At 69.7% G+C, this 25,123-nt stretch carries 21 protein-coding genes; 15 read left to right on the forward strand and 6 right to left on the reverse strand.

Features of this window, described 5'->3' with window-relative positions; all coding sequences use genetic code 11:
• Window positions 1-2 precede the first annotated feature (2 nt).
• The 9 genes from DAT35_RS45420 to DAT35_RS45460 all read left to right on the forward strand — a co-directional run bounded on the left by DAT35_RS45420 (window position 3) and on the right by DAT35_RS45460 (window position 16,426).
• Window positions 3-1,061: a glycosyltransferase family 4 protein gene (locus DAT35_RS45420; RefSeq protein WP_108075585.1), complete on the forward strand. Its 1,059-nt coding sequence runs from the start codon at window positions 3-5 to the stop codon at window positions 1,059-1,061.
• On the forward strand, window positions 1,048-2,250 hold the full coding sequence (gene exoP / locus DAT35_RS45425) for a spore coat polysaccharide biosynthesis glycosyltransferase ExoP (RefSeq protein WP_108075586.1): 1,203 nt from the start codon (window positions 1,048-1,050) through the stop codon (window positions 2,248-2,250). Before DAT35_RS45420 ends, exoP begins: the two co-directional genes overlap by 14 nt.
• 135 nt (window positions 2,251-2,385) lie before the next feature.
• The gene (locus DAT35_RS45430) at window positions 2,386-2,850 is read left to right on the forward strand and encodes a hypothetical protein (RefSeq protein WP_108075587.1); all 465 of its coding nucleotides are present in this window, start codon (window positions 2,386-2,388) and stop codon (window positions 2,848-2,850) included.
• 39 nt (window positions 2,851-2,889) lie between these two features.
• Window positions 2,890-5,142, forward strand: a complete 2,253-nt coding sequence (locus tag DAT35_RS45435; protein ID WP_108075588.1) for an FUSC family protein — start codon at window positions 2,890-2,892, stop codon at window positions 5,140-5,142.
• Between the two features lie 457 nt (window positions 5,143-5,599).
• Window positions 5,600-9,760, forward strand: a complete 4,161-nt coding sequence (locus tag DAT35_RS45440) for a hypothetical protein (protein WP_146210138.1) — start codon at window positions 5,600-5,602, stop codon at window positions 9,758-9,760.
• Between the two features lie 192 nt (window positions 9,761-9,952).
• Entirely contained in the window at window positions 9,953-11,086 is a 1,134-nt protein-coding gene (locus DAT35_RS45445) for an efflux RND transporter periplasmic adaptor subunit (RefSeq protein ID WP_108075590.1), read from the forward strand.
• Between the two features lie 15 nt (window positions 11,087-11,101).
• On the forward strand, window positions 11,102-14,299 hold the full coding sequence (locus tag DAT35_RS45450; RefSeq protein ID WP_108075591.1) for an efflux RND transporter permease subunit: 3,198 nt from the start codon (window positions 11,102-11,104) through the stop codon (window positions 14,297-14,299).
• Entirely contained in the window at window positions 14,296-15,558 is a 1,263-nt protein-coding gene (locus DAT35_RS45455; RefSeq protein ID WP_108075592.1) for a TolC family protein, read from the forward strand. The genes DAT35_RS45450 and DAT35_RS45455 overlap by 4 nt, the downstream gene beginning before the upstream one ends.
• A gap of 370 nt (window positions 15,559-15,928) precedes the next feature.
• A complete protein-coding gene (locus DAT35_RS45460; protein ID WP_158502145.1) occupies window positions 15,929-16,426 on the forward strand; it encodes a hypothetical protein in 498 nt (165 codons plus the stop codon).
• A gap of 9 nt (window positions 16,427-16,435) precedes the next feature.
• On the opposite strand, the gene DAT35_RS45465 is transcribed toward DAT35_RS45460, so the two are convergent.
• Genes DAT35_RS45465 through thiS form a run of 6 tightly spaced genes read right to left on the reverse strand, consistent with a single transcriptional unit; the run spans window position 16,436 to window position 21,203 of the window.
• Window positions 16,436-17,638, reverse strand: a complete 1,203-nt coding sequence (locus tag DAT35_RS45465) for a DUF4350 domain-containing protein (RefSeq protein WP_108075594.1) — start codon at window positions 17,636-17,638, stop codon at window positions 16,436-16,438.
• On the reverse strand, window positions 17,635-18,531 hold the full coding sequence (locus tag DAT35_RS45470) for a DUF4129 domain-containing protein (RefSeq protein ID WP_199243200.1): 897 nt from the start codon (window positions 18,529-18,531) through the stop codon (window positions 17,635-17,637). The genes DAT35_RS45465 and DAT35_RS45470 overlap by 4 nt, the downstream gene beginning before the upstream one ends.
• Window positions 18,528-19,568 (reverse strand): hypothetical protein, encoded by a 1,041-nt coding sequence (locus tag DAT35_RS45475; protein ID WP_233262091.1) that lies wholly within the window; start codon window positions 19,566-19,568, stop codon window positions 18,528-18,530. The genes DAT35_RS45470 and DAT35_RS45475 overlap by 4 nt, the downstream gene beginning before the upstream one ends.
• 43 nt (window positions 19,569-19,611) lie before the next feature.
• Window positions 19,612-20,211, reverse strand: coding sequence for a thiamine phosphate synthase (locus tag DAT35_RS45480; protein WP_108075596.1), 600 nt, complete (start codon window positions 20,209-20,211; stop codon window positions 19,612-19,614).
• Window positions 20,211-20,993: a thiazole synthase gene (locus tag DAT35_RS45485; protein WP_108075597.1), complete on the reverse strand. Its 783-nt coding sequence runs from the start codon at window positions 20,991-20,993 to the stop codon at window positions 20,211-20,213. The genes DAT35_RS45480 and DAT35_RS45485 overlap by 1 nt, the downstream gene beginning before the upstream one ends.
• A 9-nt stretch (window positions 20,994-21,002) precedes the next feature.
• Entirely contained in the window at window positions 21,003-21,203 is a 201-nt protein-coding gene (gene thiS, locus DAT35_RS45490; protein WP_108075598.1) for a sulfur carrier protein ThiS, read from the reverse strand.
• Window positions 21,204-21,310: 107 nt separating this feature from the next.
• On the opposite strand from thiS, the gene DAT35_RS45495 reads away from it, so the two are divergent.
• From DAT35_RS45495 to DAT35_RS45520, 6 genes are all read left to right on the forward strand, one after another.
• The gene (locus DAT35_RS45495; protein WP_108075599.1) at window positions 21,311-21,694 is read left to right on the forward strand and encodes a hypothetical protein; all 384 of its coding nucleotides are present in this window, start codon (window positions 21,311-21,313) and stop codon (window positions 21,692-21,694) included.
• A 67-nt stretch (window positions 21,695-21,761) separates the two neighbouring features.
• On the forward strand, window positions 21,762-22,274 hold the full coding sequence (locus DAT35_RS45500) for a hypothetical protein (RefSeq protein ID WP_233262092.1): 513 nt from the start codon (window positions 21,762-21,764) through the stop codon (window positions 22,272-22,274).
• 6 nt (window positions 22,275-22,280) lie between these two features.
• On the forward strand, window positions 22,281-22,799 hold the full coding sequence (locus tag DAT35_RS45505; protein WP_233262093.1) for a hypothetical protein: 519 nt from the start codon (window positions 22,281-22,283) through the stop codon (window positions 22,797-22,799).
• Window positions 22,800-22,996: 197 nt separating this feature from the next.
• Window positions 22,997-23,548 carry a hypothetical protein gene (locus DAT35_RS45510; protein WP_108075600.1) on the forward strand — a complete coding sequence of 184 codons (552 nt, stop codon included), beginning with the start codon at window positions 22,997-22,999 and terminating at the stop codon, window positions 23,546-23,548.
• 116 nt (window positions 23,549-23,664) lie between these two features.
• Window positions 23,665-24,681 carry a dipeptidase gene (locus tag DAT35_RS45515; RefSeq protein WP_108075601.1) on the forward strand — a complete coding sequence of 339 codons (1,017 nt, stop codon included), beginning with the start codon at window positions 23,665-23,667 and terminating at the stop codon, window positions 24,679-24,681.
• A gap of 46 nt (window positions 24,682-24,727) precedes the next feature.
• The gene (locus tag DAT35_RS45520; protein ID WP_108075602.1) at window positions 24,728-25,105 is read left to right on the forward strand and encodes a hypothetical protein; all 378 of its coding nucleotides are present in this window, start codon (window positions 24,728-24,730) and stop codon (window positions 25,103-25,105) included.
• Window positions 25,106-25,123 lie beyond the last annotated feature (18 nt).

The following is a 25,123-nucleotide window of genomic DNA, read 5'->3' on the forward strand; positions in this document are numbered from 1 at the left end:
GCATGCGAGTGCTCCTCGTCGGGGACTATCCGCCACCGCACGGTGGCGTGGCCGTGCACGTCCAGCAGCTCCACGGGTACCTGCGCGAGCGCGGGGTGGAGGCGGTGGTGCTGGACATCGGGAAAGGGCGGCGGCCGGCGCCGGATGTCATCCCCGTCCGGACCCCCACCCAGTATGGAACGCGGCTCGCGGGCTTCCTGCGCGAGGGGTGGACCGTCCACGTTCACACCAGCGGCAACAACCCGAAGTCCTGGATGCTCGTCGCCACCGCCGGAGTGAGGGCGCCGCGCTCCCAGCGTGTCATCACCCTGCACTCGGGACTGCTGCCGGACTACCTGGCCGCCTCCGTGTCGCGCCGGGCCTTCGCTCGCGTGGCCCTGGCCGGGTATTCGCGCGTGGTGGCCGTGTCCGAGGCCGTCCGCGAGGCGCTCTCGCGCTGTGTTTCCGAGGACAAGCTCGTGGTGTACCCGGCCTTCTGCGGCTCGCAGGTGCGGCCGGGGCCGGTGCCTCCTCGGGTGGAGGAGGCGCGCAACCGCCGCCGGACCCTGCTGGCCATGGCACACCACCCGTCACCCGTCTACGGCCGCGGGCTGATGTTCCGCGCGCTGCGGATGCTCGCGAGTGCGTTGCCCGGTGTGGGGCTCGCTGTCTTCGGGCCCGGCACCCGCTCGGAGGAGTTCCTCCGCGATGCCAGGCAGTACGAGGTCGAGGCGCTCCTCGAGGACCTGGGCGAGCTGGAGCACCCGGCGGCGCTCGCGTTGATGGCGCGCTGCGATGCCTTCGTGCGGCCGACCACGCACGACGGCGATGCCATCTCCGTGCGCGAGGCGCTCGCGCTGGGCGTGCCGTGCGTGGCCAGCGACGTGTGCGGGCGGCCTCACGGGACGTACACCTTCCGCGCGGGCAACGCGGTGGACCTGGCGGAGAAGGTCCGGCACGCGCTCGAGCAGGGGCCCGCGCAGGTGGTGTCACCGGACGCCGGACCGGTGCTGCTGAAGCTGTACGGAGAGCTGGCGCAACCGACGATTCAGGGTGGAGGCGAGACACATGCGGCGCAGTGAGGAACTGGATCTGGCCCGCCGGGCCCTTCGTGGCAGGGATCTGGTGGTCTTCTCCAACGACTGGGATGGGGATCCGCTGTCCAAGGTCCACATCATGCGGATCCTCTCGCGGGACAACCGCGTCCTCTGGGTGAACAGCATCGGCAACCGGGCGCCGAAGGCCAATGCGCACGACGTGAAGCGCATCTGGAAGAAGCTGGCCTCGTTCACCGAGGGCATCCGCGAGGTGGAGCCCAACCTCTTCGTGCTCGCCCCGCTGGCGATTCCGTTCTACGGCTCGGAGGTGGTGCGGGCCACCAACCGGGAGCTGCTGCGGGCCCAGGTGCTGCGCGCCATGCGCAAGCTGCACTTCAAGCGGCCCATCTCCTGGTCCTTCCTGCCGGCCTCGGCGCCGGTGTCCGGGCGGCTGGGCGAGGAGTTCGTCGTCTACCACTGCGTGGACGAGTTCTCCGCCTTCAGCGACACCAACGGGCGGCACATCGCCGAGCTGGAGGAGACGCTGCTGCGCCGGGCGGATTTGTGCATCACGTCCGCGGACCGGCTGAGGGACAACAAGATTCGCGTCAACCCGAACACGGTGCTGGTGCGCCACGGCGTGGACTTCAACCACTTCGTGAAGGCGTGCGATCCCTCCACACCCATTCCCGAGGACATCGCGAAGCTGCCCCGGCCCATCTTCGGCTTCTTCGGACTGGTGGCGGACTGGGTGGACCTGGAGGCGATCGCCGCGACGGCGCGGGCGCACCGCGAGGGCTCGGTGGTGGTGATCGGCAAGGTGGCTCCGGACGTGGACCCGTCGGTGCTGACGGCCGAGCCCAATGTGCACATGCTCGGACGCAAGCCGTACGCGGCGCTGCCGGGCTACTGCCGCGCATTCGACGTGGCGCTCATGCCCTTCAAGGTGAACGAGCTCACACTGAACGCCAACCCGCTCAAGGTGCGCGAGTACCTGGCGGCGGGCCTGCCCGTGGTGTCCTCGGACATTCCCGAGGTGCGCAAGGTGGGGTTGTGCAAGGTGGCGAGCAGCACCGAGGACTTCGTGCGCAAGGTGGACGAGTGCCTCGCCGATGGCGCCGGGCCCACCCGCGAGCGCGCCGAGCGCATCCGCCACGAGAGCTGGGAGGCCAAGGTGGAGGAGATCCGCGGCTTCGTGGGCGAGGCCATGGTGAAGGCGGGACGGGGCTTGTAGCCGCCGAGCCCGTTGGCTGCCTGCCGTGATTCCGGTGGGCAGCCAGGCGCTTCGCTCGCGGGTACATCCTGCTCGCGTCTCTGTTAAGAGGAGCAGGTCACCTGCGCCGGTGCAGGTGTCCCGCTTGCTTGCTCCATGACCGCCGCGCCTTTCTGCACCTTCGACGATTCACTCTGGCCGCTGCTCATCCTCCGGATGACGAGAGAGCCGTCGAACCAGGAGCTCGAGGAGTACCTCGACAGGTCGGCGTCCTTCCTCCGCCGCGGAGAGCGCCACGTCGTCATCGCCGATCTGCTCCAGGGCGGGATGATCACGGCCGAGCAGCGCCGCAGGCAGGCGGACTGGATGCTGCAACATGACAGGCTCCTGCGGGAGACGGTGCTCGGCAATGCCTTCGTCATGACCTCCCCCATTCTCCGGCTGGGGTTGAACATCCTCTTCTACATCCGGATGCCGCCCTGTCCCTATGTCGTCGTTTCCCGCCTGGAGCCCGCCCTCGTATGGGCCGCGGACCGGTTGGAGGGGGCGGGCCTGCACGAGGCCTCGGAGCGTGTCCGGAGACACTGGGGCTTGCTTCCCACGCGGAACCGGTTCAGTTAGTCCCGAGCGGCCTCGTCTTCCACCGAGGTGGCTCTCCCGATGCTCACCCGGCGTCTGATCGAACACTCCAAGGAAGTAGCCCGCTTCGCCCCGGTCCGTCCGGCGGTGAAGGCCGGGCTCCGAGCGGCGATCGCCACGATCCTCCCCCTGGTGGTGGCCAGTGTCTTCCATCTCACGGGGGCCATCTGGCTCAGCGTGGGAGGCTTCAACACCTCCTTCGCGGACAAGGGCGGGTCGTACCGCTCTCGCGCATCCAGCATGGGGGCGGTGGCCCTGGCCACGGCGCTCTCGGTCCTCGTGGGAGGACTGGCGGGCCGATATCCGGCCCTGGCCATCCCCATGGCCCTGCTGTGGGTGACCGCCTGTAGCTACGCGGGCGTGTACGGACCCGCGGCGGGCTTCGTGGGCAACATCGCGGCGAGCGCCTTCGTCATCTCCCTGGCCCTGCCGGCCTCCAGCCTCCGCGAGGCCCTCGAGCGGACGGGCTTCCTGCTCGTGGGCGCTCTCTGGGCGATGGTGCTCTCGCTCGTGCTCTGGCCGATCCGCCCGTACCGGCCCGCGCGCTTCGCCCTGGGCCGCTGCTTCCGGGCGGTGGCCGACTTCGCGGGGGAGGTGGGCCGGCTGTCCACCGGAGCCGAGAGCGCCGCCTGGCAGGCGTTGATCCAGGGCCATCACGGGCGGATTCGAGAGACCCTGGAGGAGGCTCGGGGCACCCTGGTCGCCACCCGGCGGGGACGCCAGGAGAGCGGGCGAGGGGAGCGGCTGTTGGTCCTGCTCCAGATCGCGGACGCGAGCTTCGGGGCGGTGATCGCGCTCTCCGACGTGATGGAGAGCCTGTCGCACGAGACCGGGGTCCGCCCGGCGCAGGAGGAGGTCGAGCGCACCCTCGCGGCCTTTTCCCGGAGCCTTCAAGAGCTCGCGCGCGTCGTCGAGACCGAGGGCAAGCCCCATCAGCTGCCCGCGTTGGATTGGGGCGCGGAGGCACTTCGGGAGGCACTCTCCCGCGCTGAGAGCGCGGAGGGGCTCGAGGCCATGCGGGTGGTGGATCGGGCACAGACCCTCCACGCGGCCCGGTTGCTGGCGCAACTGCGGGAGTTCATGGGGATCGTGGTGGAGACGGCCGCGAGCCTCTCGGACGATCGCCCGTCGACGCTCGGACGGGCACTGCTGGGGATCGACCTGGCCGAGCGCAAGCGCCCCTTCCTCGAGCCGTTGCGGGAGAACCTCTCGCGCAACTCGGTAGTGCTCCGGCATGCGCTTCGGGTGGGGGTCACCACGGCAGTCGCGGTCTGGCTCACGACGGCGCTGGGCCAGAGCCACGGCTACTGGGTCACGATCACCGTGCTCACGGTCATGCTGCCGTACACCGGCCCGACCTTCCTCAAGGGACTGCAGCGGGTGGTGGGCACGGTGCTGGGGGGAATTCTCGCCGCGCTGGTCGCCGCCGAGCTTCATGATCCACATGCGATCATGGCGCTGGTGTTTTTCACGGTGGCCATCAGCGTGGCCGTCATCTCGGTGAACTACGGGCTCTACACCATCTTCCTCACGGTCACGTTCGTGCTCCTGGCCGAGGTGGGCACGGGAGACTGGGGCCTGGCGGAGGTGAGGATCATCAACACGCTCATCGGCGGCGCGCTGGCGCTGGCGGGAACGTGGCTCCTGTGGGAGCGGCCGGAGAAGGAGCTCTTTCCCGAGCAGCTCGCGGCGGCGCTGCGGGCGGATCGCGAGTTCTTCCGGCAGGTGTTCGCCGTCTGGCTCGGAGAGCCGAAGACTTACAATCCCGGGGTCGGCGAGTCCCGGAGGAAGATGGGCCTGGCGTCCATCAACGCGGAGGCGTCCTTCCAGCGGTTGCTCTCCGAGCCGCGGCGGCGGACGGAGCCAATTGAGCCCTTGATGACGCTGCTCGCGTATACCCGCCGTTTCGCGGCGGCGGTGATTGCCTTCTCCACGACGCAGCACGAGCAGACGACGGAGCAGGTCCGGGCCCTGCTGGAGCGTTTCGCGGCGGCCGTCGAACAGGTCCTGGAAGATCTGGCCAACGCGGTGACGGAGGGCCGCTCGCCCGAGCCGCTGCCCGACTTCACGAGCCTGCTCGGAGGGGAATCGTTCTCCACGGAGGTGTCCGCGGCGCTGGCTCAGGATGCGCCCCTGCTGCGAGCCCAGCTCGAGCGGGTGGTGAGGCAACTCGCGGTCCTGCACGGAGCGGCGTCCCGGAGGGGGACCCCGCTCGCGCCAGAGCGTCCCTCTCGTCCAGAGTGGAGCGCCGGGTCCGAGCAGCAGGGCGGGTGAGACGGACGGTGCAGGCGGTTGAAGTGCGTCCCCGCTCGCCGGAAGCGAATCTCTCCAGCCGCCAGCACGTCTTCACCTCCAGCGCAGGCGATGTGCTCGGATCTTCTCGGGGCGAGCCGCAGCCGGCCCTGAAGGTCCTCGACGTACGTGTTTCCCTCAGCGAGGGCATCGGGGTGGGCCTCGTGCCATTCCTCGATGTCTCGCATTGATGTGATGGGTGTGCCAGTGGGGAACGACGCCACGGAGCGACGTATCTTCTTCGGGCCGACGTAGGTGTACGCGTAAAGCTCCATGGCCGTCTCCTCGCGCCAGCGAGCGTCAGATTCGCCCCGCCGCACGGTTGAGCGCACCCGCCTTCATTCTTTGTGAGAAGGGCAGTTGGCACGCAAATCTCGTCCGGGGTCGTCTATAAACAGGGATCTTCACTGCCTGTTTGGGCTGACTGCTCGGATTCTTGATGAAGCGTTTCCTCCTGGCCGCGGCTTCCGTTCTTCTCCTCGCTCTCTCCCTTGCCGCTCCGGCTGCCCGCGCGGCCGCTCAGCCCCGCCGAGTCAATAGCGCCACGGGCATTGTGAAGGTCTGGTCTCCGTCCCAGCACCTCTACGTGAAGGGCGACCTCGGCGTTTCGGACGCGCAACTGCGCGAGCTCGAAGTGTGGTTGACGAAGGGCGCGCCGCACTGGACCGTGGTGCTGCTGGAGAGCTCGGAAGGGGAGCGCTTCACGGATGCGGAGGGCTCATCCTACGAGGATGTGGCGGCGGTGCAGCACGCGCTCGGCAAGGGGCTGTCGAACCGCACGAACTTCGGCTCGCTGAAGCACCCAAAGACGGGCGAGCCGGACGGCGCCATCTTCCTGTTGTCGCTGCGCGATCGGAACCTGTCGTACTTCGGTTCGGATGCTCAGGACCGGCGCGGTCTGGGGGATGAGCATTGGAAGGGTGAGCTCGACGCACGCGCCATCGCCGCGATGCGCAGCGGTGGGCGCGTTCTCGATGCGGTGCGCGACACCATCACCTTCATCGACGAGCGGATGGCGAGCACCATCCAGCAGGAGCTCGCTGAGCGCGAGCGGCTCCTCCAGCAGGAGCTCGCCGAGCGAGAGCGGGCCCGGGCCGCGCTGCTCGCCGAGCGCGAGAGCACTCGTGCCTCACTGCGTGACCGGCTCCAGCGGATGACGGGCGAGCTCGATGCGCTCGTGGCGCAGCAGCAGGAGCTCTTCGCGGGCAACCCTCCGCCGGGCGTCCCCCAGGCGAACCCCGACGTGGCCGGCCTGCGCGTGAAGGTCGCCACCACCCTCGCGCTGCTCGAGCCGGAGCAGGTCCCCAAAGGCAAGAAGGCCAAAGGCGAGAAGGCCCCGGCGCCGAAGCTCGATCCGCCGCCGGACCCGAGGCTCGATCAGGCGAAGGCCACCCATGAGGAGCTGCGCGCCTCCATCGATGCGGCACGCCAGGGGCTCGAGACCTACCGCCAGGCGCTCTCGCGCCTGAAGAAGGCCGAGGAGGGGTTGCGGGCACTCGAGTCCCACCGCCTGAAGGCGTTCGCCGAGCCAGAGTTGGCGGATGCGAGCGCGGTGCTCGAGCAGGCGCGTCTCGGCGTCATGTCCCTGACGCCGACCCACGGGGCGCTGCTCGACGCGCTGGAGGCCCACCGGGTGAAGGCCGCGTCGCGCCTGGAGGAGACGGCTCGTCGCGAGCAGCGGCTGGGAGAGCTGCCCGGCCTGTTCGATGCACTCGAGAAGGGACGTCATGCCGCGCTCGTCCAGCAGGACCTCGCGAATGCCCGCAAGGCGCTGGCCGGGGCGCAGGCGGCATTCTCGCGGCAGGAGCGCTCGTTCGAGGAGCCGCTGAGCGCGAGCGAGGCGTCGCACCAGGCGGCCCTCGCTCGCATCAACGAGGTCGAGCTCGCGGAGGCCGCCCGTTTCGCGCTCGTGTTCCTCGCCACCGTCTTCACGCTCATCGTCCTCGGCATCGCGCGACTGCGGCGCTTCCTGAGCAGGCGCAAGGCCGTCAAACTCCACGCCCAATGGCGCACGGCCATCGACGAGAAGACCCAGGCGCTCTTCGGGTTGCTGGACCGGACGCACCTGGTCGCTGGCCGCTCGCGCGAGGAGATCGACAAGCGCTACTCGGGCATCACGTGCGAGCGGGCCCTGAAGCTCGCCTCCGACGTCGATGAGCTGTTCCTGCTGTCCGTCGGGGCCTCGCGCGTGTTGGGCCAGGCCGAGGCGCTCCTCACTCGCCAGAAGGGGGGCATGGAGTGGTTCAAGTTCCATTTCACGACCGGGCGCTTCGTGCGTGTCACGCGCCTGCTGCGCGACGAGCCCATCGTGTTCCACCCCGATGATGGCATCGAGCTCGTGCTGCGCGGCCGCCCCACCGACACGCAGCGGCTCATCGGCGAGCTCGCGAGCTACCAGCCGTTCTCCCTCTCGTTCGAAGCGCTCGTCGAGGCCTTCAATTCGCGCGCGGCGGCCTCTCTCTCGGCGCTCGATGCGCTGGAGTCGGCCCCGGCTCGTGCGCGGGAGGCCGTCAGCCACCTGGATTCCCTCGTCGCCGAAGTGCGCAAGGCGGAGTCGGCGGCCGTGGGGCTGCGCGTGTCGGCGCTCACCGAGCGCGTCGTGCCGTCGATCGAGGCGCTCCTGAAGCAGGCGTGGGCGCTGCTCCGGGGAGATCCCATCGCCGCGCTCGAGGGGCCTCTCGCCACCGGTCAGCGGCAGGGCTCGGACACGTCGGAGCTCCTGTCCGTGCTCGCGCGCGGACGCTCGGAGGTTCTGCCCACGGCGGAGCGCGCGGGTGGGGCGCTCGTGTCGGCCGGGCTGCAGCGGCGGTGGGTCGATGAGACGCTCGAGGCACTCACGCGCCAGGCGAACGAGGTGGCCCGGGAACTGGTGGCGCGGCCGGCCACCGAGTCCGTGAAGGCGTTGGCCGAGGCGCTTGCCCTGCTGGAGCGGCGTGCGACCGAGGGCGCGACGCTCGTGGCGGTGGCGGGACGCGCGCGCACCGAGCTGACGCGGGTGGCGACGGTGATTCAGACGGCACGGGCCTCGCTGGGACAGGCACTGGGCCTGGCTCCCGGGTCGCTGCTGCGGGAGGAGGGCCGCGATCCCTCCGATCGCATCAACTCGGGAGAGCAATCCCTCACGAAGGCCCGCGAGGCGCTGAGCCGCGGCGAGCTGGAAGCGGCGCGCACCTCGCTCGATGCGGCCCTGGCGCGGGTATCCGAGGCGGAGGAGTTGGTGACCCGGAGCCGCGAGGCGCATACGCGCTTCGAGCCGAGGCGCCAGGAGCGCCGGACCGAGGCGCAGCGGCTCACGGCGCTCGTGACTGAGCGCGATGACCTGCTGGTCGACGTGAATCACCGCTATCTGCCCTCGGCGCTGGTCCTGCGCGAGAAGGATCCGGTGCACCCGAACGCGAATGGCACCGTCAAGGACAACTCGCGCGAGTTCGTCTCGCACACCCAGCGGGCCGCAGATCTGCTCCAGGCCGCGGCCACCGCGTTCTCCGAGGGACGGCTGCTCGCGTCGGCCGATCTGCTCGGTCAGGTGCAGGGGCAGCAGGAGCTCGCGGCGCATCGGCTCGAGGAGCTCACCGAGAAGGCTCTGCAGCTGCGGGCCCTCGAAGCCCGGAACACGCAGGTGCTCGCTGCGAGCGAGGCGCTCGGTGCCTCGTGTGCCCACGAGGTGTCGGATCCCCGTGTCATGAAGCCCACCCAGAGCGCGCTCGTGGCGGCGCGGAGTCTGGTGGAGGTGGCTCGCACTGCGGTCGGGCGCCGGCCGGGAGATCCGTTCGACGCGGCCGAGCGGCTCTTCGAGGCCGGTGTGGCGCTCGCGAATGTCCAGAAGAGCATCGCGGGGGATCTTTCCCTGCACGTGGCGGCGGGGGAGAGCCTGCGGTCGGCAAGGTCGGCGCTCTCGGTGGCCCAGCAACTGGTGCATCGTGCCTCCAGCGATGGCATCCCCGATAGCCGTGACACCACCCAGGCCATCAAGGCAGTCGAGGCGCTCTCCCGTGCACTCGAGGCGGCGGACAGCGCGCTCGGCAAACCCCATGGTGACTGGAACGCGCTGGATACCGAGGCCGAGCGCATCGAGGCCCAGGTGGCGCGCGAGGCAGCCACGCTGCGGGGTGAGCTGAAGGACGCCGAGCGTGCGGTCGAGGCCATCGAGCAAGCAGCGAAATGGGTCCGGCGCGCGGACAGGTGGTCCGGGTCGTATGGTGTGTCCATTCCTGGGAGCCCCGGTGCTTCCAGGCTCGCGGATGCGCGCAGGTCCCTGGAGCGGGGCAACTACGCGTCCGCCCGGGACTCCTCCGAAGAAGCCGGGCGGATTGCCAGCGATGCCATCGACAGGGCCGAGCGTGAGGTGGCCTCACGGCGTGCGGAGGAAGAGCGGCGCAGGCGCGAGGAGGAGCGGCGCAGGCGCGAGGAGGAGCGGGCCCGCGAGCGCGAGAGGGAACGCGAGCGCGAAAGGGAGCGTGAACGCGAGCGCGAGCGGGAACGCAGCTCCCGCTCCTCCAGCGGTTCAGGGTTCTCCAGTTCTTCCTGGAGCAGCAGCGGCAACAGCTCGTCGCGCGGTTCCAGCGGCAGTGGATCCGGCTTTGGTAGCTCGAGCTGGTAGGCCCCGCTTCACACAGCTGCGACGGAAGAAGTTGCCCACATACAACCCCCCCGTTACGTCTGCCCGCCTGCCGCATCCTGTGCTTGACATCTCCCCCCCCCCAGGGATTAGTTAGTTTGCAGTCACTAACTTATCTCGGCGCGAGGAACTGCCCACCTCTGATAGGGGGGCAGGGCGCACGGGAGCACGGGTATGCAGAAGCTTCTTCGACAGGGCAGGACGGGCAAGAAGGTCCGGACGTTCAAGGTGCTGGTGGCGGGCGGGCTGGTGCTGACGCTGGGCGCTGGCTGTGGTTCGCGGGTGGACGCAGCGGAGAACAAGAAGGGTTCCCAACCACAACAAGCCGTGGCCCAGGAAGCCGCGGTGAAGGCGGACACGGTCCAGGTGGGGGAGGGGAAGGTTCCGCGCTACCTCACGCTCACCGGCACGTTGTCGGCCTACGAGGACTCGGATGTGGCGGCCGGCGCCGCGGGCAAGGTGCTGTCCGTGCACGTCGAGCGCGGCTCGGTGGTGAAGAAGGGCGACGTGCTGGTGCGGCTGGATTCCCGCGCCGCCTCGGCGAGCCTCGAGGAGGCTCGGGCCCAGCTGGCGCTGGCCAAGTCGCAGCAGGAGCTGGCCAACGCCGATTGCGAGCGCAACGAGAAGCTCTTCGCGAGCGGCACCGTCTCCTCGGCGGATCATGATCGCGCCCAGGCGCAGTGCCGCAACGCGGCGGCGCAGCTCGCCTCCGCCACCGCGCGGCTGTCGATGCTGGAGCTCAACGTGACGGATGCCACCATCCGCGCCCCCTTCGACGGCGTGGTGTCCGAGCGGGTGGTGTCCGTGGGCGAGTACGTGCGCCAGGACTCGAAGGTGGTGACGCTGGTGGCGCTGGATCCGCTGCGGCTGTCGCTCACGGTGCCGGAGTCCTCGGCGGCCTTCGTGCAGAAGGACCAGGCGGTGGAGTTCACCCTCACGGCGGCGCCGAACGTGGTGCACAAGACGAAGGTGTCCTTCGTGGGCGCGGGCCTGCGCAACGGCACCCGGGACCTGGTGGTGGAGGCGCTCGTTCCCAACAAGGAGCGCACGCTGCTGCCGGGCCAGTTCGCCACGGCGAAGGTGCAGCTGGGCGAGCAGCAGCTCCCGGTGGTGCCGCGCAGCGCGGTGCTGGGAGACGGCGCGCGCCGCAAGCTCTTCGTGGTGAGCGACGGGCGGCTGGAGGAGCGGTTCGTCCAGGTGAGCGAGTCCGCGGGGGACTCGCTGGGCGTGATGGCGGGTGTGCGCGCGGGTGAGCGCGTGGTGGCGGTGGCGCGGGACGACCTGCGCGACGGCCAGAAGCTGCAGTAGGAGAGGGCATCCGCCATGCAATGGCTCGCGAGTATCTGTGTTCGTAAACCCGTCTTCGCGTCGGTGATCATCCTGCTGATCTGCGTGCTGGGGATCGCCGGTTACGCGAAGCTCACCGTCGATCGCTTCCCCAAGCTCGACTTCCCCACGGTGGTGGTGGTGACGCGCCTGCCGGGCTCCGCTCCCGAGGAGATGGAGACGGACGTCACCGAGAAGATTGAAGAGGCGGTCAACACCATCTCCGGCATCGACGAGATGTCCTCCGTCACGGTGGAGGGCGTCAGCCAGGTCGTCATCACGTTCGTCCTGGAGAAGAACGTCGACGTGGCGGTGCAGGAGGTGCGCGACCGCATCAGCCAGATCACCTACGATCTGCCGCGCGACGTGGAGACGCCGCTGGTGCAGAAGTTCGATCCGGACGCGGTGCCGGTCATCATCCTGTCGCTCCAGGCGGAGCGGCCCGTGCGGGAACTCACCGAGTACGCGGATCGCGTGCTGCGCCGGAGGCTGGAGACGGTGCAGGGGGTGGGCCAGGTGTCCATCATCGGTGGCCGCAAGCGTCAGGTGAACGTGTGGATGGATCCGGTGAAGATGCGCGCGGCGGGCGTGAGCTCCGCGGACGTTCAGCGTGCGCTGTCCGGGCAGAACATGTCGCTGCCCGGTGGAAGCATCGAGACGGGTCCGGAGCGGCTCACCCTGCGCCTGCGCGGGCGCGTCACCAGCGTGGAGGAGCTGGGCCAGCTCGTGCTGCGCGAGAGCAACGGCCACATCCTGCGCGTGCAGGACGTGGCCCGGGTGGAGGACGGCGAGGTGGAGGCGGAGACGGCGGCGGTGCGCGACGGCAAGCCGGCGGTGCTGCTGTCCATCCGCAAGCAGTCCGGTGAGAACACCGTGGCCCTGGTGCAGGAGGTGCGCCGGCGCGTGGGTGAGCTCAGCCAGACAATGCCGGCGGGCTATTCGCTGCAGGTGGTGCGCGACAACTCGGAGACCACCATCACCAGCGTGAACGCGGTGAAGGAGCACCTGGCCCTGGGCGGTCTCTTCGCCGCGCTGGTGGTGCTCCTGTTCCTGGGAAGCTGGCGCAGCACCCTCATCGCCGCGCTCGCCATCCCCACGTCCATCGTCGGCACCTTCGCGCTGATGAACGCCGCGGGGCTCAACCTCAACACCATCAGCCTGCTGGCGCTCGCGCTGGCGGTGGGTATCGTCATCGACGACGCCATCGTGGTGCTGGAGAACATCCACCGCTTCATCCACGAGAAGAAGCTCAAGCCCTTCCCGGCGGCGATCCTGGCCACGAAGGAGATCGGCCTCGCGGTGCTCGCGACCACGCTGTCGCTCATCGCGGTGTTCCTCCCGGTGGCCTTCATGGGTGGCATCCCCGGACGCTTCCTGAGCAGCTTCGGCTGGACGATGGCCTTCTCCATCGCCGTGTCGCTGCTGGTGTCCTTCACCCTCACGCCCATGCTGTGCGCGCGCTGGCTGGTGGGCGGCTCGGCCGCTCCCGAGCACGGCCACCACCGCAAGCCGGCGCTCGAGCGCCTCACCGACGTGTTCTACCTGCCGGTGGAGCGCGCCTACGAGCGCGCCCTGCGCTGGGTGATGGCGCACCGCTGGGTGGCCGTCGTGGCGTCGGTGGTGACGCTCGGCTCGTGCGTGCCCCTCATGGGCGCGGTGCCCAAGGGCTTCCTCCCCAAGAGCGACGAGGCCCAGTACCAGGTCACCGTCCGCATGCCCGAGGGCACCAGCCTGGACTCCACCCTCCTGGTGGCCGAGCGCGTGGCGCGTGACATCCGCGAGAAGATCCCGGAGACGACCTCCACGCTCGTCACCATCGGCGACAACACGGACAAGACCCCCAACGTGGCGGGTATCTTCGTGAAGATCGTCGACCCGGAGAAGCGCAAGGACTCGCAGGACGACATCATGAACCGGGTGCGTAAGGAGATCACCTCCAAGCTGCCCAAGGAGTTCCGGGTCAGCGTGTCCAACGCGCCGCTGTTCAGCGGATTCGGCGCGCAGGCGGCGATCCAGTTCGTGGTGACGGGTCCCGACTTCGACGAGCTGGCCAAGCAGTCCAGCCTGCTGCTGGCGAAGATGAGGGAGATCCCCGGCGTGGTGGACGCGGACAGCAACCTCATCATCGGCAAGCCCGAGGTGAGCGCGTACATCGACCGCTCGCGCGCCGCGGACCTGGGTGTCCAGGTCCCCGACGTGGCCAGCACCATGCAGATGCTGGTGGGCGGCTTCGACGTGTCCACCTACGTGGAGAATGGCAACCTGTACGACGTGCGGCTGCGCGCCGAGCAGGGCTCGCGCGACAGCGTGGAGTCGCTCTCCCAGGTCACCGTGCCCTCCATGCGGCTGGGCTCCGTGCCCCTCACGGACGTGGTGAAGCTCAAGCACGAGGAGGGTCCCTCGCAGATCAACCGCATGAACCGTCAGCGGCAGATCATGATCTCCTGCAACACCGCGCCGGGCGTGAGCACGGGTACGGTGGTGGACGCGTTCAACAAGGTGATCGCCGAGACGAAGCTGCCGGCCGGCTACGCGGCGAAGCCCGCGGGTCAGTCCAAGGAGATCGCCCGCACGATGGTCAACTTCCTCATGGCCTTCGCGCTGGCGTTCATCTTCATGTACCTGATCCTCGCCGCGCAGTTCGAGTCGTGGGTCCACCCCATCACGATCCTCCTCTCCCTGCCGCTCACCGTGCCCTTCGCGATCATCTCGCTGCTGATCTTCAAGCAGTCGTTGGATCTCTACTCGATGCTGGGCCTGCTGGTGCTCTTCGGCGTGGTGAAGAAGAACTCGATTCTGCAGATCGACCACACCAACCAGCTGCGGCGCGAGGGCCTGCCGAAGCTGGAGGCCATCGTCCACGGAAGCAAGGATCGTCTGCGTCCCATCCTCATGACCACGCTGTCGTTCGTGGCGGGCATGATTCCGCTTCTGCTGTCCAAGGGCGTGGGCGCAACCTTCAACCAGGCTACAGCCGGCGTGGTGGTGGGTGGACAGACGCTGTCGCTGGTGCTCACGCTGCTGGTGACGCCGGTGGCATATTCGCTGATCGATGACGCGTCGGCCTGGTTCAAACGCAAGTTCGGTTCCAAGCGCTCGCCCGAGGAGACGGGTGAGGCCGAGGTGGCGCGCGCCTATGGCGTCGACACGCTCTCCGAGCTCCGGCCGGCACATGACAAGGAGGCGGCGGCGTGATTGCCCTGCTTGCATTGACACTGACGGTGAGCACCGCGTCCCCGGTGCTCACCCTGGATGAGGCGCTCGAGGCGGCTCGCCAGAACAACCTCGATCTCCAGGTGGCACGTGCCCGCCTGGAGCAGTCCCGGCTGCTGTCCAACAGGGCGTGGGCCGCCTACCTGCCCACCGTCTCGGTGAGCGGCGTCTACACCCGCAACTCCGCGGAGGCGTCGGTGAGCCTCCCCGGGGGGCCGCAGATCGTCATCCAGCCGTTCAACTCGTTCGCCGGCCAGGCGGAAGTACGCCAGGCGATCCTCGCTCCGTCGCTGTGGCCCGCCATCCGCAACGCGGGAATCGCCGAGGACGTGGCGGTGCTGAACACGGAGAACGTGCGTCGGGAGATCCTCTTCGCCGTGGCCCAGGCCTACTACGCGGCCGCCAGCTACCAGGAGGCCATCCGCGCCGCGGAGTTCCTGCTGGAGGTGAACAAGGCGCGCGAGCAGGACACGCAGAAGCGCTTCGACGCGGGCACGGTGACGCGGGTGGCGTTGCTCCGGGCGCAGTTCGACCGGGCCCGCGCCGAGCAGGACCTGGTCCGGGCGCGTAACTCCTACTCCTCCTCGAAGCTGGCGCTCAGCACGCTCATCCAGAAGGAGCCAGACTTCACGCTGCAGCTGCCTCCGGTGCCGGAGGTGCCCCCCACCGAGGAGGATCTCGTGAAGGTGGCGATGGAGCAGCGGCCGGACGTGGCCGCCGCACGGCGCAACCTGGACCTGGCGGTGGGCCGCCGCACGGGCGTGTGGTACTCCTACGCGCCCTCGGTGGCGTTCTCCGGCGTCTACCGCATCAGCAACGCCGGGGGCTTCACGGGTCAGACTGACTCGTGGGCGCTGTCGCTCTCTGCGCAGTGGACACTGTGGGACGGTGGCGTGCGCGAGATCAACCTGCGCGAGGAGTCCGCGCGTGTGGCCGAGGCGAGCGCCCAGCAGAAGCAGGCCGAGTCGCGCGCCCTGGAGGAGGTGTCTCGCGGCAGGCTGGACTACGAGAGCGCCAAGGCCAACCTGGCCAAGGCCGAGGAGGCGCTGGGGCTGGCGCGTGAGACGCAGCGCCTCACGGAGATCAGCTTCAAGGCCGGCGTGGCCACCTACCTCGAGGTGGCGGACGCTAACAACGCGCTGACGAACGCCGAGGTGAGCGCCATCTCCGAGCGTCTGCAGACGTCGCTCGCGGCCCTGCGGCTGCTGCGGGCCGCCGGGCTCTTCTCGGCGAAGCAGTAGCGTTCACGGGCTCGCGGGTTCCGAGGGCTCCGCTCGTCAGGGCGGGGCCCTCTGTGTTTTCCCAGAGGCGCTCCCCGGGGCCCGGGGTCCCCCTCGGGGCCGTCGGTCGTGCCGACGTCTACCCTGGACGTCCGCCTGCACGCTCTTCGTCCCTCCTTGCTCCCGCCCGCGCGTGAGCCCCTCCCAACGCCATGTCTTCCACCCCCGGGGGGAACCCAGTTAGAATTGCTCGGTGGACAACCAAATGGCGAGCCGCAGCACCCCGCTGGATCCGCTCCTCTGGCGACCCCCTCACGCGTTCTGGATGGTCGGGTCGCAGGATGGAGCCCAGGGGGTGGGGGTGCGCCAGGCTCCGTCAGGAGGGCCCAGGATGGAGGGGCAGGGCGATCGGCGCATCCTGGTGGTGGACGATGATCCCGCCATTCTCAATGTCTGGCGCAGGGTGCTCGGGCCGAAATGGCGCCGCCCCGCATTGGACAACCTGGAGAAGAAGCTCTTCGGTGCCGCTCCTCCCTCCCCGGCTCCTGAAGTGGGTTTCGCCATCGACACCGCCTCCCAGGGAATGGAGGGGTATCAGAAGGTCATCGCCGCTCTGGAGGAGGCGCGTCCCTACACCTTCGCCCTCGTCGACATGCGGATGCCGCCGGGTTGGGACGGGCTGGAGACAGTCCTGCGCATGCTGGAGAAGGATCCCCAGCTCGAGGTGGCCATCTGTAGCGCCTTCTCGGACATCTCCCGCGAGGAGGTCGCCAAGCGGGTCGGCCGGATCGACCTTCAGTGGCTCCGGAAGCCGTTCGACCTCGAGGTCGCCCGGGAGCTGGCCTGGAAGTTGGGCGAGCAGGGGAGCCACCGCCGTCAGGCCCGCTGAGCGGGCTCCTTACGGGTTCTCGGCCCGAGGTGCCGCACGGCCCGTGATGATGTTCTCGAACTGGGAGTAACGCCGCACCAGCCGGGCGTACTCCGAGGGGCGGATGTCCCGTTGCTCCATCGTGCGGACCAGCTCCTCCCTCGCGGCCAGGTAGTCCGCCGCCTTCACCCCGCAGGTCTGCTCCAGGAGCCGTGCCGCCTCGTCCTCGGGCAGCGCGAGGGGAATGCCCAGCCGCTCGTGCATGTGCCGGCGAAGCTGGCGCGCCAGTTCCGGCACCAGCTCACGCTCCACCTTCGAGCGCCGGGCCAGTCCTCCCAGCGAGCGCACGTACTCCAGCGCCGAGCGGTGTTTCTCCACCACCTGCGGCCGGGGAGGACCGAAGCGCGTTCCGCGAGACACCGCGTAGAGCAGCCCCACCACCAAGCCCTGTGCCACGAACACCCACAGCGCTCGGGCTGAGGGTGGCTCGGGCTTCGGACCCACGGAGTGGTGAAACTCGTCGAAGGCGATGGGCCCCCGTGCCGCCAGCGAGTCCCAGAAGCGCAGGTTGTCCAGCAGCTCCAGCCGCCGGTTCTCCGCCAGGTCCACTCCCGCCAGCACGTACACCTCGCCTCGGCCCTCCGGCACCCGCCACAGCACCGCCGCCCCCTTCGCTCCTGCGAGGGGGAGCGCCTCTGGCAGTCCCACCGTCATGCCCTGGTCCAGCGACACGCGGAGCCGCTCCAGGCCCCGCGCCGCGCCCACCGGAGCCCAGACGCGTGCCGTCGTTCCCGTGAGATCCTTCTCCCCGGACGGCAGTCCCTCGGAGTCCGGCGGCGTGATTGAGCCCTCGGAGATCCGCAGCCAGTCGTCCAGGTGGGGCTGCCGCGTCTTCGCGTTCCTCGACACGAGGTAGACGAGTGTTCCTCCCCGGGAGACCCACTGGCGCAGCGCCTCGGCCTCCGCCTCCGTCACGGGCCGCCCCGTGGGCGCCGCCACCACCACCGTCCGCACGCCCTCGGGAATCCCCGGCACATCGAGTGCCTCCCTCAGTGCCGACACCGGTGCCCCCGACTCCTCGAGGTACAGGTACAGCGCCCGCAGTCCCATGGGCCCCGGATTGTCCACCGAGGGCAACGTCGACAGGGGCGGCGCCTGATTCACCGCGAGGCCCAGCGCCAGGGCCAGCGCTACCAGCACGCCATAGATGGCCGCGGTCCGGAGGCCCTTCATGCCGCCGCTCCCGCCAGGCCCTGGTGCAGCCGCTCCACCTCGTCCACGAAGCGCGACGCGTCCTCCGGCGGCACCGGCTCGAGCGAGTAGAAGGCCCGGTCGTACCAGCGCACCAGCCGCTCCACCTCTCCCGTGAGCTGGGTGGAGGCACCTCGTCCGGGAAGCTCGCCCACCAGCTCGCGGTTCGTCTTCACGCGATCCGGCCGCGCCAGCCGCTTCTCCTCCAGAGAGGACAGCAGTGCCAGCAGTCCCTCGCGGATGGCCTCGCGCGGTTGGGTTCTCATCACCGCCCGCGCCCGCGCCAGATGCTCCCCCGGCAAGTCGAGCCGCAGCGCCTCCGCCCTCGTGTCCGTGCCCGGCTCCTCTCCGCGCCGCACCGCGCCCCTCCGCCAGTGGCGCAGGCGCAGCACCGCGAAGAGCACCACCGCGAATCCGAGCCCTAGCACCACCGTCCGCGTGCTCGTCGCGAAGCTCTGGGCCTGCCGCGTCTGCAGCAGGTCCTCCAGCCACGCCGCCGCCAGCGTCAGCAGCCGCTGGAGCACGTCACCCTGGCGTTGCCTTGCGTGAGCGAACTCGGGCCGCGAGAGGATCTCCTGGAGCCGGGCCCCGTCGGTTCGGGGCAGGGCAGCCGGTGCGTTTCGCGCCTCCTCGAGCTGGGTGCAGACACCCTGGAGGCGGCGGGCCGCCGTCCTCGCGCGCTCCTCGGGCGTCTTGTCCTCGGGCGAGCGCAGGGGCAGGCCTTCCCAGCGCGACTCCAGCGCCTCGAGATATGCGTCGTCCAGCGCCTCGGGCTCGCGCGAGGTGAGCTCCGTGAGTTGCTGGGCCTCTCGGGCGAGGTCCTCGCAGGGCAGGGGCACGGCCGCGAGCCACAGCAGCACCAGCCCGGACATCATGCGGCCACCACCGTATCCGTGCTCGCAGGGGTTCTCGCCTCCAGGCGCCGCTCGAGATCCAGTCCTTCCCGGCGCACGCGCATGTCCAGGTAGAGCGTCGAGTAGACGACGACCCCCAGCGGGTTGAGCATGGCCTGTCCCACCACCTGAAGCAGCTCGGCGGGGACGAGGAGCGACTGGGGTGCCAGGTTGGCCGCCGCGGCTCCCGGGTTGAGGGGACTGCCGTAGACGAACTGGATGATCAGCGCGGGCATTCCGCACAGGATGCTCACCGCGAGCAGGATGAGCGACACCACGGTGACGAGGACCATCGCTCGGACGGTCACGCGCCCGAGGAAGCCCGGTTCCACCCGTCCCGAGAGCAGCTCGCCCGAGCGCCGGAAGGAGCGCAGCGCCGAGTGGTCCTCCAGGGCCATCACCGGTGCCAGGATCGAGAAGCGCAGCAGGTACCAGAGGACTCCGCCCAGCATCCCGAGCATCGCGAGGATGAGCCCCACGATGCCCACGACCACGCCGGCCATCCGGACTCCCGGGGAGCTCGATTGCAGGCCCATGAGCGTGCCGACCCCGGCCAGCACCCCGCCGGGCAGCATCATCAGCAAGACGGCCCCCACGGCCCACAGCAGGGACAGCGCATAGGCACCGGTGAAGGCTCCCACCCGCTGCAACGCGCGCCGCCCCGCATCCGCCGGACGCGCTGGCTGTCCGAGCTGTATCGGCACCACGTACCTGGCCACCACCAGGCTGTTCAACTGGTAGAGCCAGTGGGTCACCACGATGATCCCCGTCATCGCCACCATGAGGCGGGCGTACTCGGAGCCCATGGCCGCCAGGTCGTTGTCGCGCGCCGCCTCCTGGATGGCCGCGAAGTTGCGTTGCGTCGCCAGCTGCAGGGCCTTGGTGAGGATGTAGGAGGACAGGTTGAAGCCGAGGCTCAGCACGAGCAGCGACTTGAAGTGCTTGCGCCAGAACGTGGCCGCGCGATCGATGATCTCACCGAGCGCCAGGGGCCGCAGATCCGAAAGGGGAAGGCTCACGGGCCGCAGCATACTTGCGGCACGCAGTCCTGGGGGAAGACCCTCACCCGGACGAGCACAGGGCCCTCGCGGCGGCTCCCGGGTCCTCGGCCTCCAGCACGCCAGAGATGACCGCGAAGCCCGCCGCCCCGGCGAGCAGGGAGGCTCGCTCGGGCGTGATGCCTCCGAGCGCCAGGGCGGGGCAGGGGAGCGCCGAGGCCAGTCTCCGGAAGCCCTCGGGTCCCAGCGTGGGCCGGGTGTCGTCCGGCTTCGAGCCCGGCGGGAACACCGGGCTCACCAGCGCCAGGTCCGCTCCCAGGGCCTGGCGCGCCTCCCGCTCGTCATGCACCGCCACGCTCACCTGGCGGCCCTCGGGGAGATGCGGGCGCACGTCCCCGGCCGAGAGGCCTCCCGCGGGCAGATGCAGGTGCGCTCCCACCAGCAGGGCCACGTCCAACCGGCCATTGACGAAGAGGGCATTGCCCCGTGCCCGGCACAGCCCGGCCAGCAGCCGGGCCTCCTCCAGGAACTGGCGCGCGGTGGCCTCCGGGTGACGGTGCTGCACCGCCACCTCCGGCCCCACCTCCAGCGCCCGTTCCAGCGCGGCCAGCAGCCGCTCCCGGGGCAGGCGCCAGTCGGTGATGACGATCAACCTCGGCCGCACTACTCGACGAGCCCCTCGATGGGACTGGACGCCGAGCCGTACGCCTTGCGCGGAATGCGGCCGGAGAGGAAGGCCTCGCGCCCCGCCTCGATGGCCAGCTTCATGGCGCGCGCCATGCGCACCGGATCCTTCGCGCCCGCGATGGCCGTGTTCATCAGCACCGCGTCCACGCCCAGCTCCATGGCAATGGCCGCGTCCGACGCCGTGCCCACGCCCGCGTCCACGATGACCGGCACCTTCACCGACTCGCGGATGAGGCGGATGTTGTGCGGGTTGCGGATGCCCAGCCCCGAGCCGATCGGCGCCGCCAGCGGCATCACCGCCGCGCACCCCACGTCCTCCAGCTTGCGCGCGGTGATGGGATCATCCGACGTGTAGGGCAGCACCGTGAAGCCCTCCTTCACCAGGATGCGCGCCGCCTTCAGCGTCTCCTCCACATCCGGGTAGAGCGTCTTCTCGTCGCCCAGCACCTCCAGCTTCACCCACTTGCTCATGCCGAGCTCCTCGGCCAGCCGGCAGGTGCGCACCGCGTCGTCCGCCGTGTAGCAGAGCGCCGTGTTCGGCAGCAGCCGCATGCGCGAGCGGTCGATCCAGCTCATCAGTGACGTCTCGCCCTTCGCCGACAGATCCAACCGCCGCACCGCCACCGTCACCATCTCCGCGCCCGAGGCCTCGTGGCAGTGCTTCATCACCTCGTGACTGGGGTACTTCCCCGTGCCCACGATGAGGCGCGACTGGAAGGTGACTCCCGCGATCATCAGGGGCTTGTCCTGCACGCTCATGGCTGGCTCCTATCCGCCACCGACGAAGGTGACGATCTCCACGCGATCCCGCGGCGAGAGCTGGTACTCGGCGTGGCGCGCCCGGCGGACCACCTCCGCGTTCACCTCCACCGCCACTCCCGGCCCTTCCACCTCCAACGAGGCGAGCAGCGCCGCGAGCGTCATTCCCTCGGGGACTTCCCGTAGCTGTCCGTTGATCCAGATCGTCACGGTTCGACGCTCCTGCTGGCCTCCGACGCCCTACAGGTGCGTCCCCCCGGCTGTCAACGCGCACCCAAATCCCTCACGTCCTCCAGTGCTCGCTTATACTCGGCGTCATGTTCACCGTCCGAAGCAGGCTCGTGGCCGCCGCCCTGGTGCTGTCGCTCGGGCTGCCCGCCGCCGCCGAATCCCCCCGCGCTCCGGATGCCCCCGAGCGGGCTCCCTCCGGCCTCTATGGCCACCGCTATGCCTTCGTCGCTGGCGGCCTGCTGCTCCTCGGAGGCGCCGGTTTCGGCTACCTCGCGCAGGGTGAGTCCAACCGCGCCCGGACCCTCTCCTCGGCCAGCGAGTCCACCGCCGCGCTCGGCCGAGCCCGCGCCAGCGCCGCCACCGCCAACGTGCTCTACGGCGTGGCGGGGATGACGCTCGTCTACGGGCTCGTGCTGGAGCTCCTCCCCGAGCCCGCCGCCGAGAAGGCCAGCCTCACGTTCCACTTCTGAGGCGTGAAGCCCAGCGCCGGAACGCCCCCACCCCAGCCCTCTCCCTCCGGGGAGAGGGAGCAGACTCATGCGCTCCCTCCTGAAACCGTTGATGCTTGTCTCCGCCCTGGCGTCCTCCGGATGTTTCATCTCCGAGAACACCGGGCCGGGGCACCCCTGCTCGGATGACTCCGAGTGCCCCACCTCCTACCGCTGCGTGACGGCCTCCCCGGGCAACGCCTCCTGCGAGGTGGTGTATCCGCCGCTTCCCCAGGAGGCGGACTCGGGCACTCCCGACGCCGGGCCGGTGCCCACCTGGTGCCGGGACATCCGGCCCATCCTCGCGGCCAGTTGCGTGGCCTCGTGCCATGGCGCGGATACGTCGGGGAGCCACCGAACGGACTTCCGGCTCGACCAGTACGAGGCCAGTGGTGGCGTGCTCGGGGCCCGGGACCTGGCCGCGCGCATCAAGGTCCGCGCCGTGGATCAGCAGTCGATGCCACCCGCGGGCAATCCCGCTCCCTCGGCCGAGCAGCGGGAGCTCCTCACGCGCTGGATTGCTGGCGGTACACCGTCCTGCTCCGACGGTGGTACTCAGTAGGGCGCCATGATGCGCATCCACTTGAGCCTCCTGGGTCTCTGTGCCGCCGCGGCCGCCGGCTGCACCATCGAGGCCCCCGATTTCTCCGGCAAGTCGTGCCAGTCCCCGGCCGACTGTCCCTCGGCCTATACCTGCGTCGCGGCGCGTTCGGGCGCGGGTCGCACCTGCGAGGTGCTCAACGGGCCGGGCGTCACCGAACCCAACGACGGGCCGGTGCCCACCTGGTGCAGCGACATCCAGCCCATCCTCGCGGCCAACTGCGTGTCCTCGTGCCACGGCGCCACGACAAAGGACAGCGGCAGGGCGGACTTCCGGCTCGACATGTACGAGGCCGATGGCGGAGTGGCCGGGGCGAAGCTGATGGCGCCCCGCATCCACGCGCGTGCCGTCACCTTCCGCACCATGCCGCCCCCCGGGAGAGGTCTTCCCGAGCCCACCGAGGACGAGCGCTCCCTCATCAATCGCTGGGCCTCGGGTGGAGCGCCGTTCTGCGGCGATGGCGGCACGCCGGACAGCGGCTCCTGAGCCCGGGCTGGCGCGGGAAGTCCGCGAAATCCCTACCGCTCCGAGCAGGCGGACGCCCGAGCGTCCCGTCCCTCGGGCGGAGTCCCTAGGTCCGCACCTCTCCTGTGACAAGGCTTTGCAACCACGAAGCAGGGTCCCAGTTTCCTGCCACACGCCGGGGAGGTTCCCCGGCCAGCAACCGAAAGGAGCGGCACCACATGCGTAAGCTCATGATGGCGGTGATGACGGTGGCGGGGATCGGTCTGATGACGGCGGGCTGCCAGCAGAAGAGCGAAGTCCAGAAGCAGCGCGAGGACGTGGCCTCGGCGCAGCGGGATGTGACGAAGGCGGAGCAGGACGCGAACCGCAAGGTCGCCGAGACGCGCCAGGAAGAGCAGAAGGATGTGAACGAGGCCCAGGGCAACCTGAACAAGGAGCAGAGTGACCTGGCCAAGGCCGAGCAGGAGCAGGCCACGGGCGGCAGTGGCACGGCCACCGCGCAGACCGAGGAGGTGAAGGGCACCATCCAGTCCGCGTCGGCCAGCACCATCACGATCATCGTCCCGGACAAGAACAACCAGATGATGCGCTTCCAGGCGAACCCGCAGGTCGTGGTGACCCGGGACGAAAAGCCGGTGGCTCTCAAGGATCTGAAGCCCGGCGATGAGGTCCGCGCCTCCTATCAGATGGACCCGAACGGCCAGATGGTTCTGAAGAGCATCGACGTGAAGAAGGCCAGCGCGCAGCACCCGGGCGTGAAGGCGAAGTAGTTCCGCGCCCGGCGTGGACGAACGCGGCCTCCTCCTTCGGGTGGGGGCCGCTGTGCTTTTCGTGGCGGGCCTCAGGGATGCTTGTGGCGGGGCCCGGGAGGGCCGAGACTGGCGCCATGTCCCTGACGGCGAGTGACGTTCTCGAGTTTCATCAGCGCTGGTGCATCGCGGATGGGCACGCGGACTCGTTGATGTGGAACCGGGATCTCTGCGAGCGCTCCTCCGACGGTCACGTGGACTTCCCCCGCCTGCGCGAGGTGGGGATGAAGCTGCAGTGCTTCACCATCGTGACCCGGGGCTTTCCCTTCATCGGGGGGTTCGAGGCCTTCGCCATCTGGAGGGGCTGGCCGCGCGAGGCCCGTGCCACCGAGTGGACGCGCGCGGTGTGGCAGATTGATCGGCTGGCGGACTTCTGCCGCCGCTCCGAGGGGCGGGTGCGGATCACCACCACGGGGCGGGGGCTGGAGGAGAACCTCGCCCAGGGGCGGCTGTCGGCGGTGATCGGCATCGAGGGCGCGCATGCCATCGAGGGCCAGGTGGAGCGCGTGGCCGAGCTGTACCAGCGGGGCGTGCGCTTCATGGGCCTCACGCACCTGTCCAACAACGACGCGGGAGGCTCGTCCTTCCCGCTGATGGGGAACCGGCCGCTGTCGCCACTGGGCCGGGCGGTGCTGGAGGAGATGGCCCGCGTGGGCATGGGCGTGGACGTGGCCCATGCCTCCGAGCAGACGCTGGAGGACATCCTGGCCCATCCCACGGCGCGCGTCTTCTCCTCGCACACGGGCGTGCGCGGAGCGGGCGGCGGCTGGCGCAACCTCTCCGACGAGGTGCTGCGCCGCATCGCCGACAAGGGGGGCGTGGTGGGCATCATCCTCGCGCCCGTGTACCTGGGGGGGGACGCCATCGACGATGTCGTCCGCCACATCGAGCACGCCGTGTCCGTGATGGGAGAGGAGGGCGTGGGAATCGGCTCGGACTATGACGGCATGGTGGCCCTGCCCAAGGGCATCCGCGACGTGACGGATCTGCCCAAGCTCACCGAGGCCCTGTTGCGCCGTCACCCGGAGGCGTTCGTGGAGCGCATCCTCGGAGGAAACTTCCGAAGGTACTTCCGCGAGACGCTCGGGGCGTGACACCGGTTGACCGGGCTCGCGGCGCCTGGAATCGTCCGGCGCCGTGATGAACCGCGCTCCCGTCCTGTTCTCGTTGCTGCTCGGCTCCCTCCTGCTCTCCGGCTGTGGCACCCAGGCCGGAGACTCGTGCTCGGGCTCCGGCTATCTCTGCGCCTCCGAAAAGGAGGCCCTCGAGTGTCGCGACAAGGTGTGGCGCGCGCTGCCCTGCAAGGGGCCCGCGGGGTGCTCCGTGTCTGCCCAGTCCATCAACTGCGACATGACCGGCAACGTCGACGGAGATGCCTGCGCCGCGTCCGCCGAGGGCCGCGGTCTGTGCACAGCCGACCGCAAGGCCGTCCTCGAGTGCCGCATGGGCACACTGGTGCAGGTGAAGACGTGCAGCGCGTGCACCATGAGCGGCGACCTCGTCACCTGCAACCCGTGACGTGAGCAGTCCGTCTGG

It is taken from the genome of Vitiosangium sp. GDMCC 1.1324, assembly GCF_003044305.1.
Classification (GTDB): domain Bacteria; phylum Myxococcota; class Myxococcia; order Myxococcales; family Myxococcaceae; genus Archangium.

Coding starts and splice junctions, on each gene's coding strand:
- DAT35_RS45470 (WP_199243200.1), bottom strand. CDS start 18,531: ATGATGTCCGGGCTGGTGCTGCTGTGGCTCGCGGCCGTGCCCCTGCCC.
- DAT35_RS45465 (WP_108075594.1), bottom strand. CDS start 17,638: ATGAAGGGCCTCCGGACCGCGGCCATCTATGGCGTGCTGGTAGCGCTG.
- DAT35_RS45445 (WP_108075590.1), top strand. CDS start 9,953: ATGCAGAAGCTTCTTCGACAGGGCAGGACGGGCAAGAAGGTCCGGACG.
- DAT35_RS45420 (WP_108075585.1), top strand. CDS start 3: ATGCGAGTGCTCCTCGTCGGGGACTATCCGCCACCGCACGGTGGCGTG.
- DAT35_RS45520 (WP_108075602.1), top strand. CDS start 24,728: ATGAACCGCGCTCCCGTCCTGTTCTCGTTGCTGCTCGGCTCCCTCCTG.
- DAT35_RS45515 (WP_108075601.1), top strand. CDS start 23,665: ATGTCCCTGACGGCGAGTGACGTTCTCGAGTTTCATCAGCGCTGGTGC.
- DAT35_RS45460 (WP_158502145.1), top strand. CDS start 15,929: ATGGAGGGGCAGGGCGATCGGCGCATCCTGGTGGTGGACGATGATCCC.
- DAT35_RS45440 (WP_146210138.1), top strand. CDS start 5,600: ATGAAGCGTTTCCTCCTGGCCGCGGCTTCCGTTCTTCTCCTCGCTCTC.
- DAT35_RS45510 (WP_108075600.1), top strand. CDS start 22,997: ATGCGTAAGCTCATGATGGCGGTGATGACGGTGGCGGGGATCGGTCTG.
- exoP (WP_108075586.1), top strand. CDS start 1,048: ATGCGGCGCAGTGAGGAACTGGATCTGGCCCGCCGGGCCCTTCGTGGC.
- DAT35_RS45505 (WP_233262093.1), top strand. CDS start 22,281: ATGATGCGCATCCACTTGAGCCTCCTGGGTCTCTGTGCCGCCGCGGCC.
- DAT35_RS45500 (WP_233262092.1), top strand. CDS start 21,762: ATGCGCTCCCTCCTGAAACCGTTGATGCTTGTCTCCGCCCTGGCGTCC.
- DAT35_RS45435 (WP_108075588.1), top strand. CDS start 2,890: ATGCTCACCCGGCGTCTGATCGAACACTCCAAGGAAGTAGCCCGCTTC.
- DAT35_RS45430 (WP_108075587.1), top strand. CDS start 2,386: ATGACCGCCGCGCCTTTCTGCACCTTCGACGATTCACTCTGGCCGCTG.
- DAT35_RS45485 (WP_108075597.1), bottom strand. CDS start 20,993: ATGAGCGTGCAGGACAAGCCCCTGATGATCGCGGGAGTCACCTTCCAG.
- DAT35_RS45450 (WP_108075591.1), top strand. CDS start 11,102: ATGCAATGGCTCGCGAGTATCTGTGTTCGTAAACCCGTCTTCGCGTCG.
- DAT35_RS45495 (WP_108075599.1), top strand. CDS start 21,311: ATGTTCACCGTCCGAAGCAGGCTCGTGGCCGCCGCCCTGGTGCTGTCG.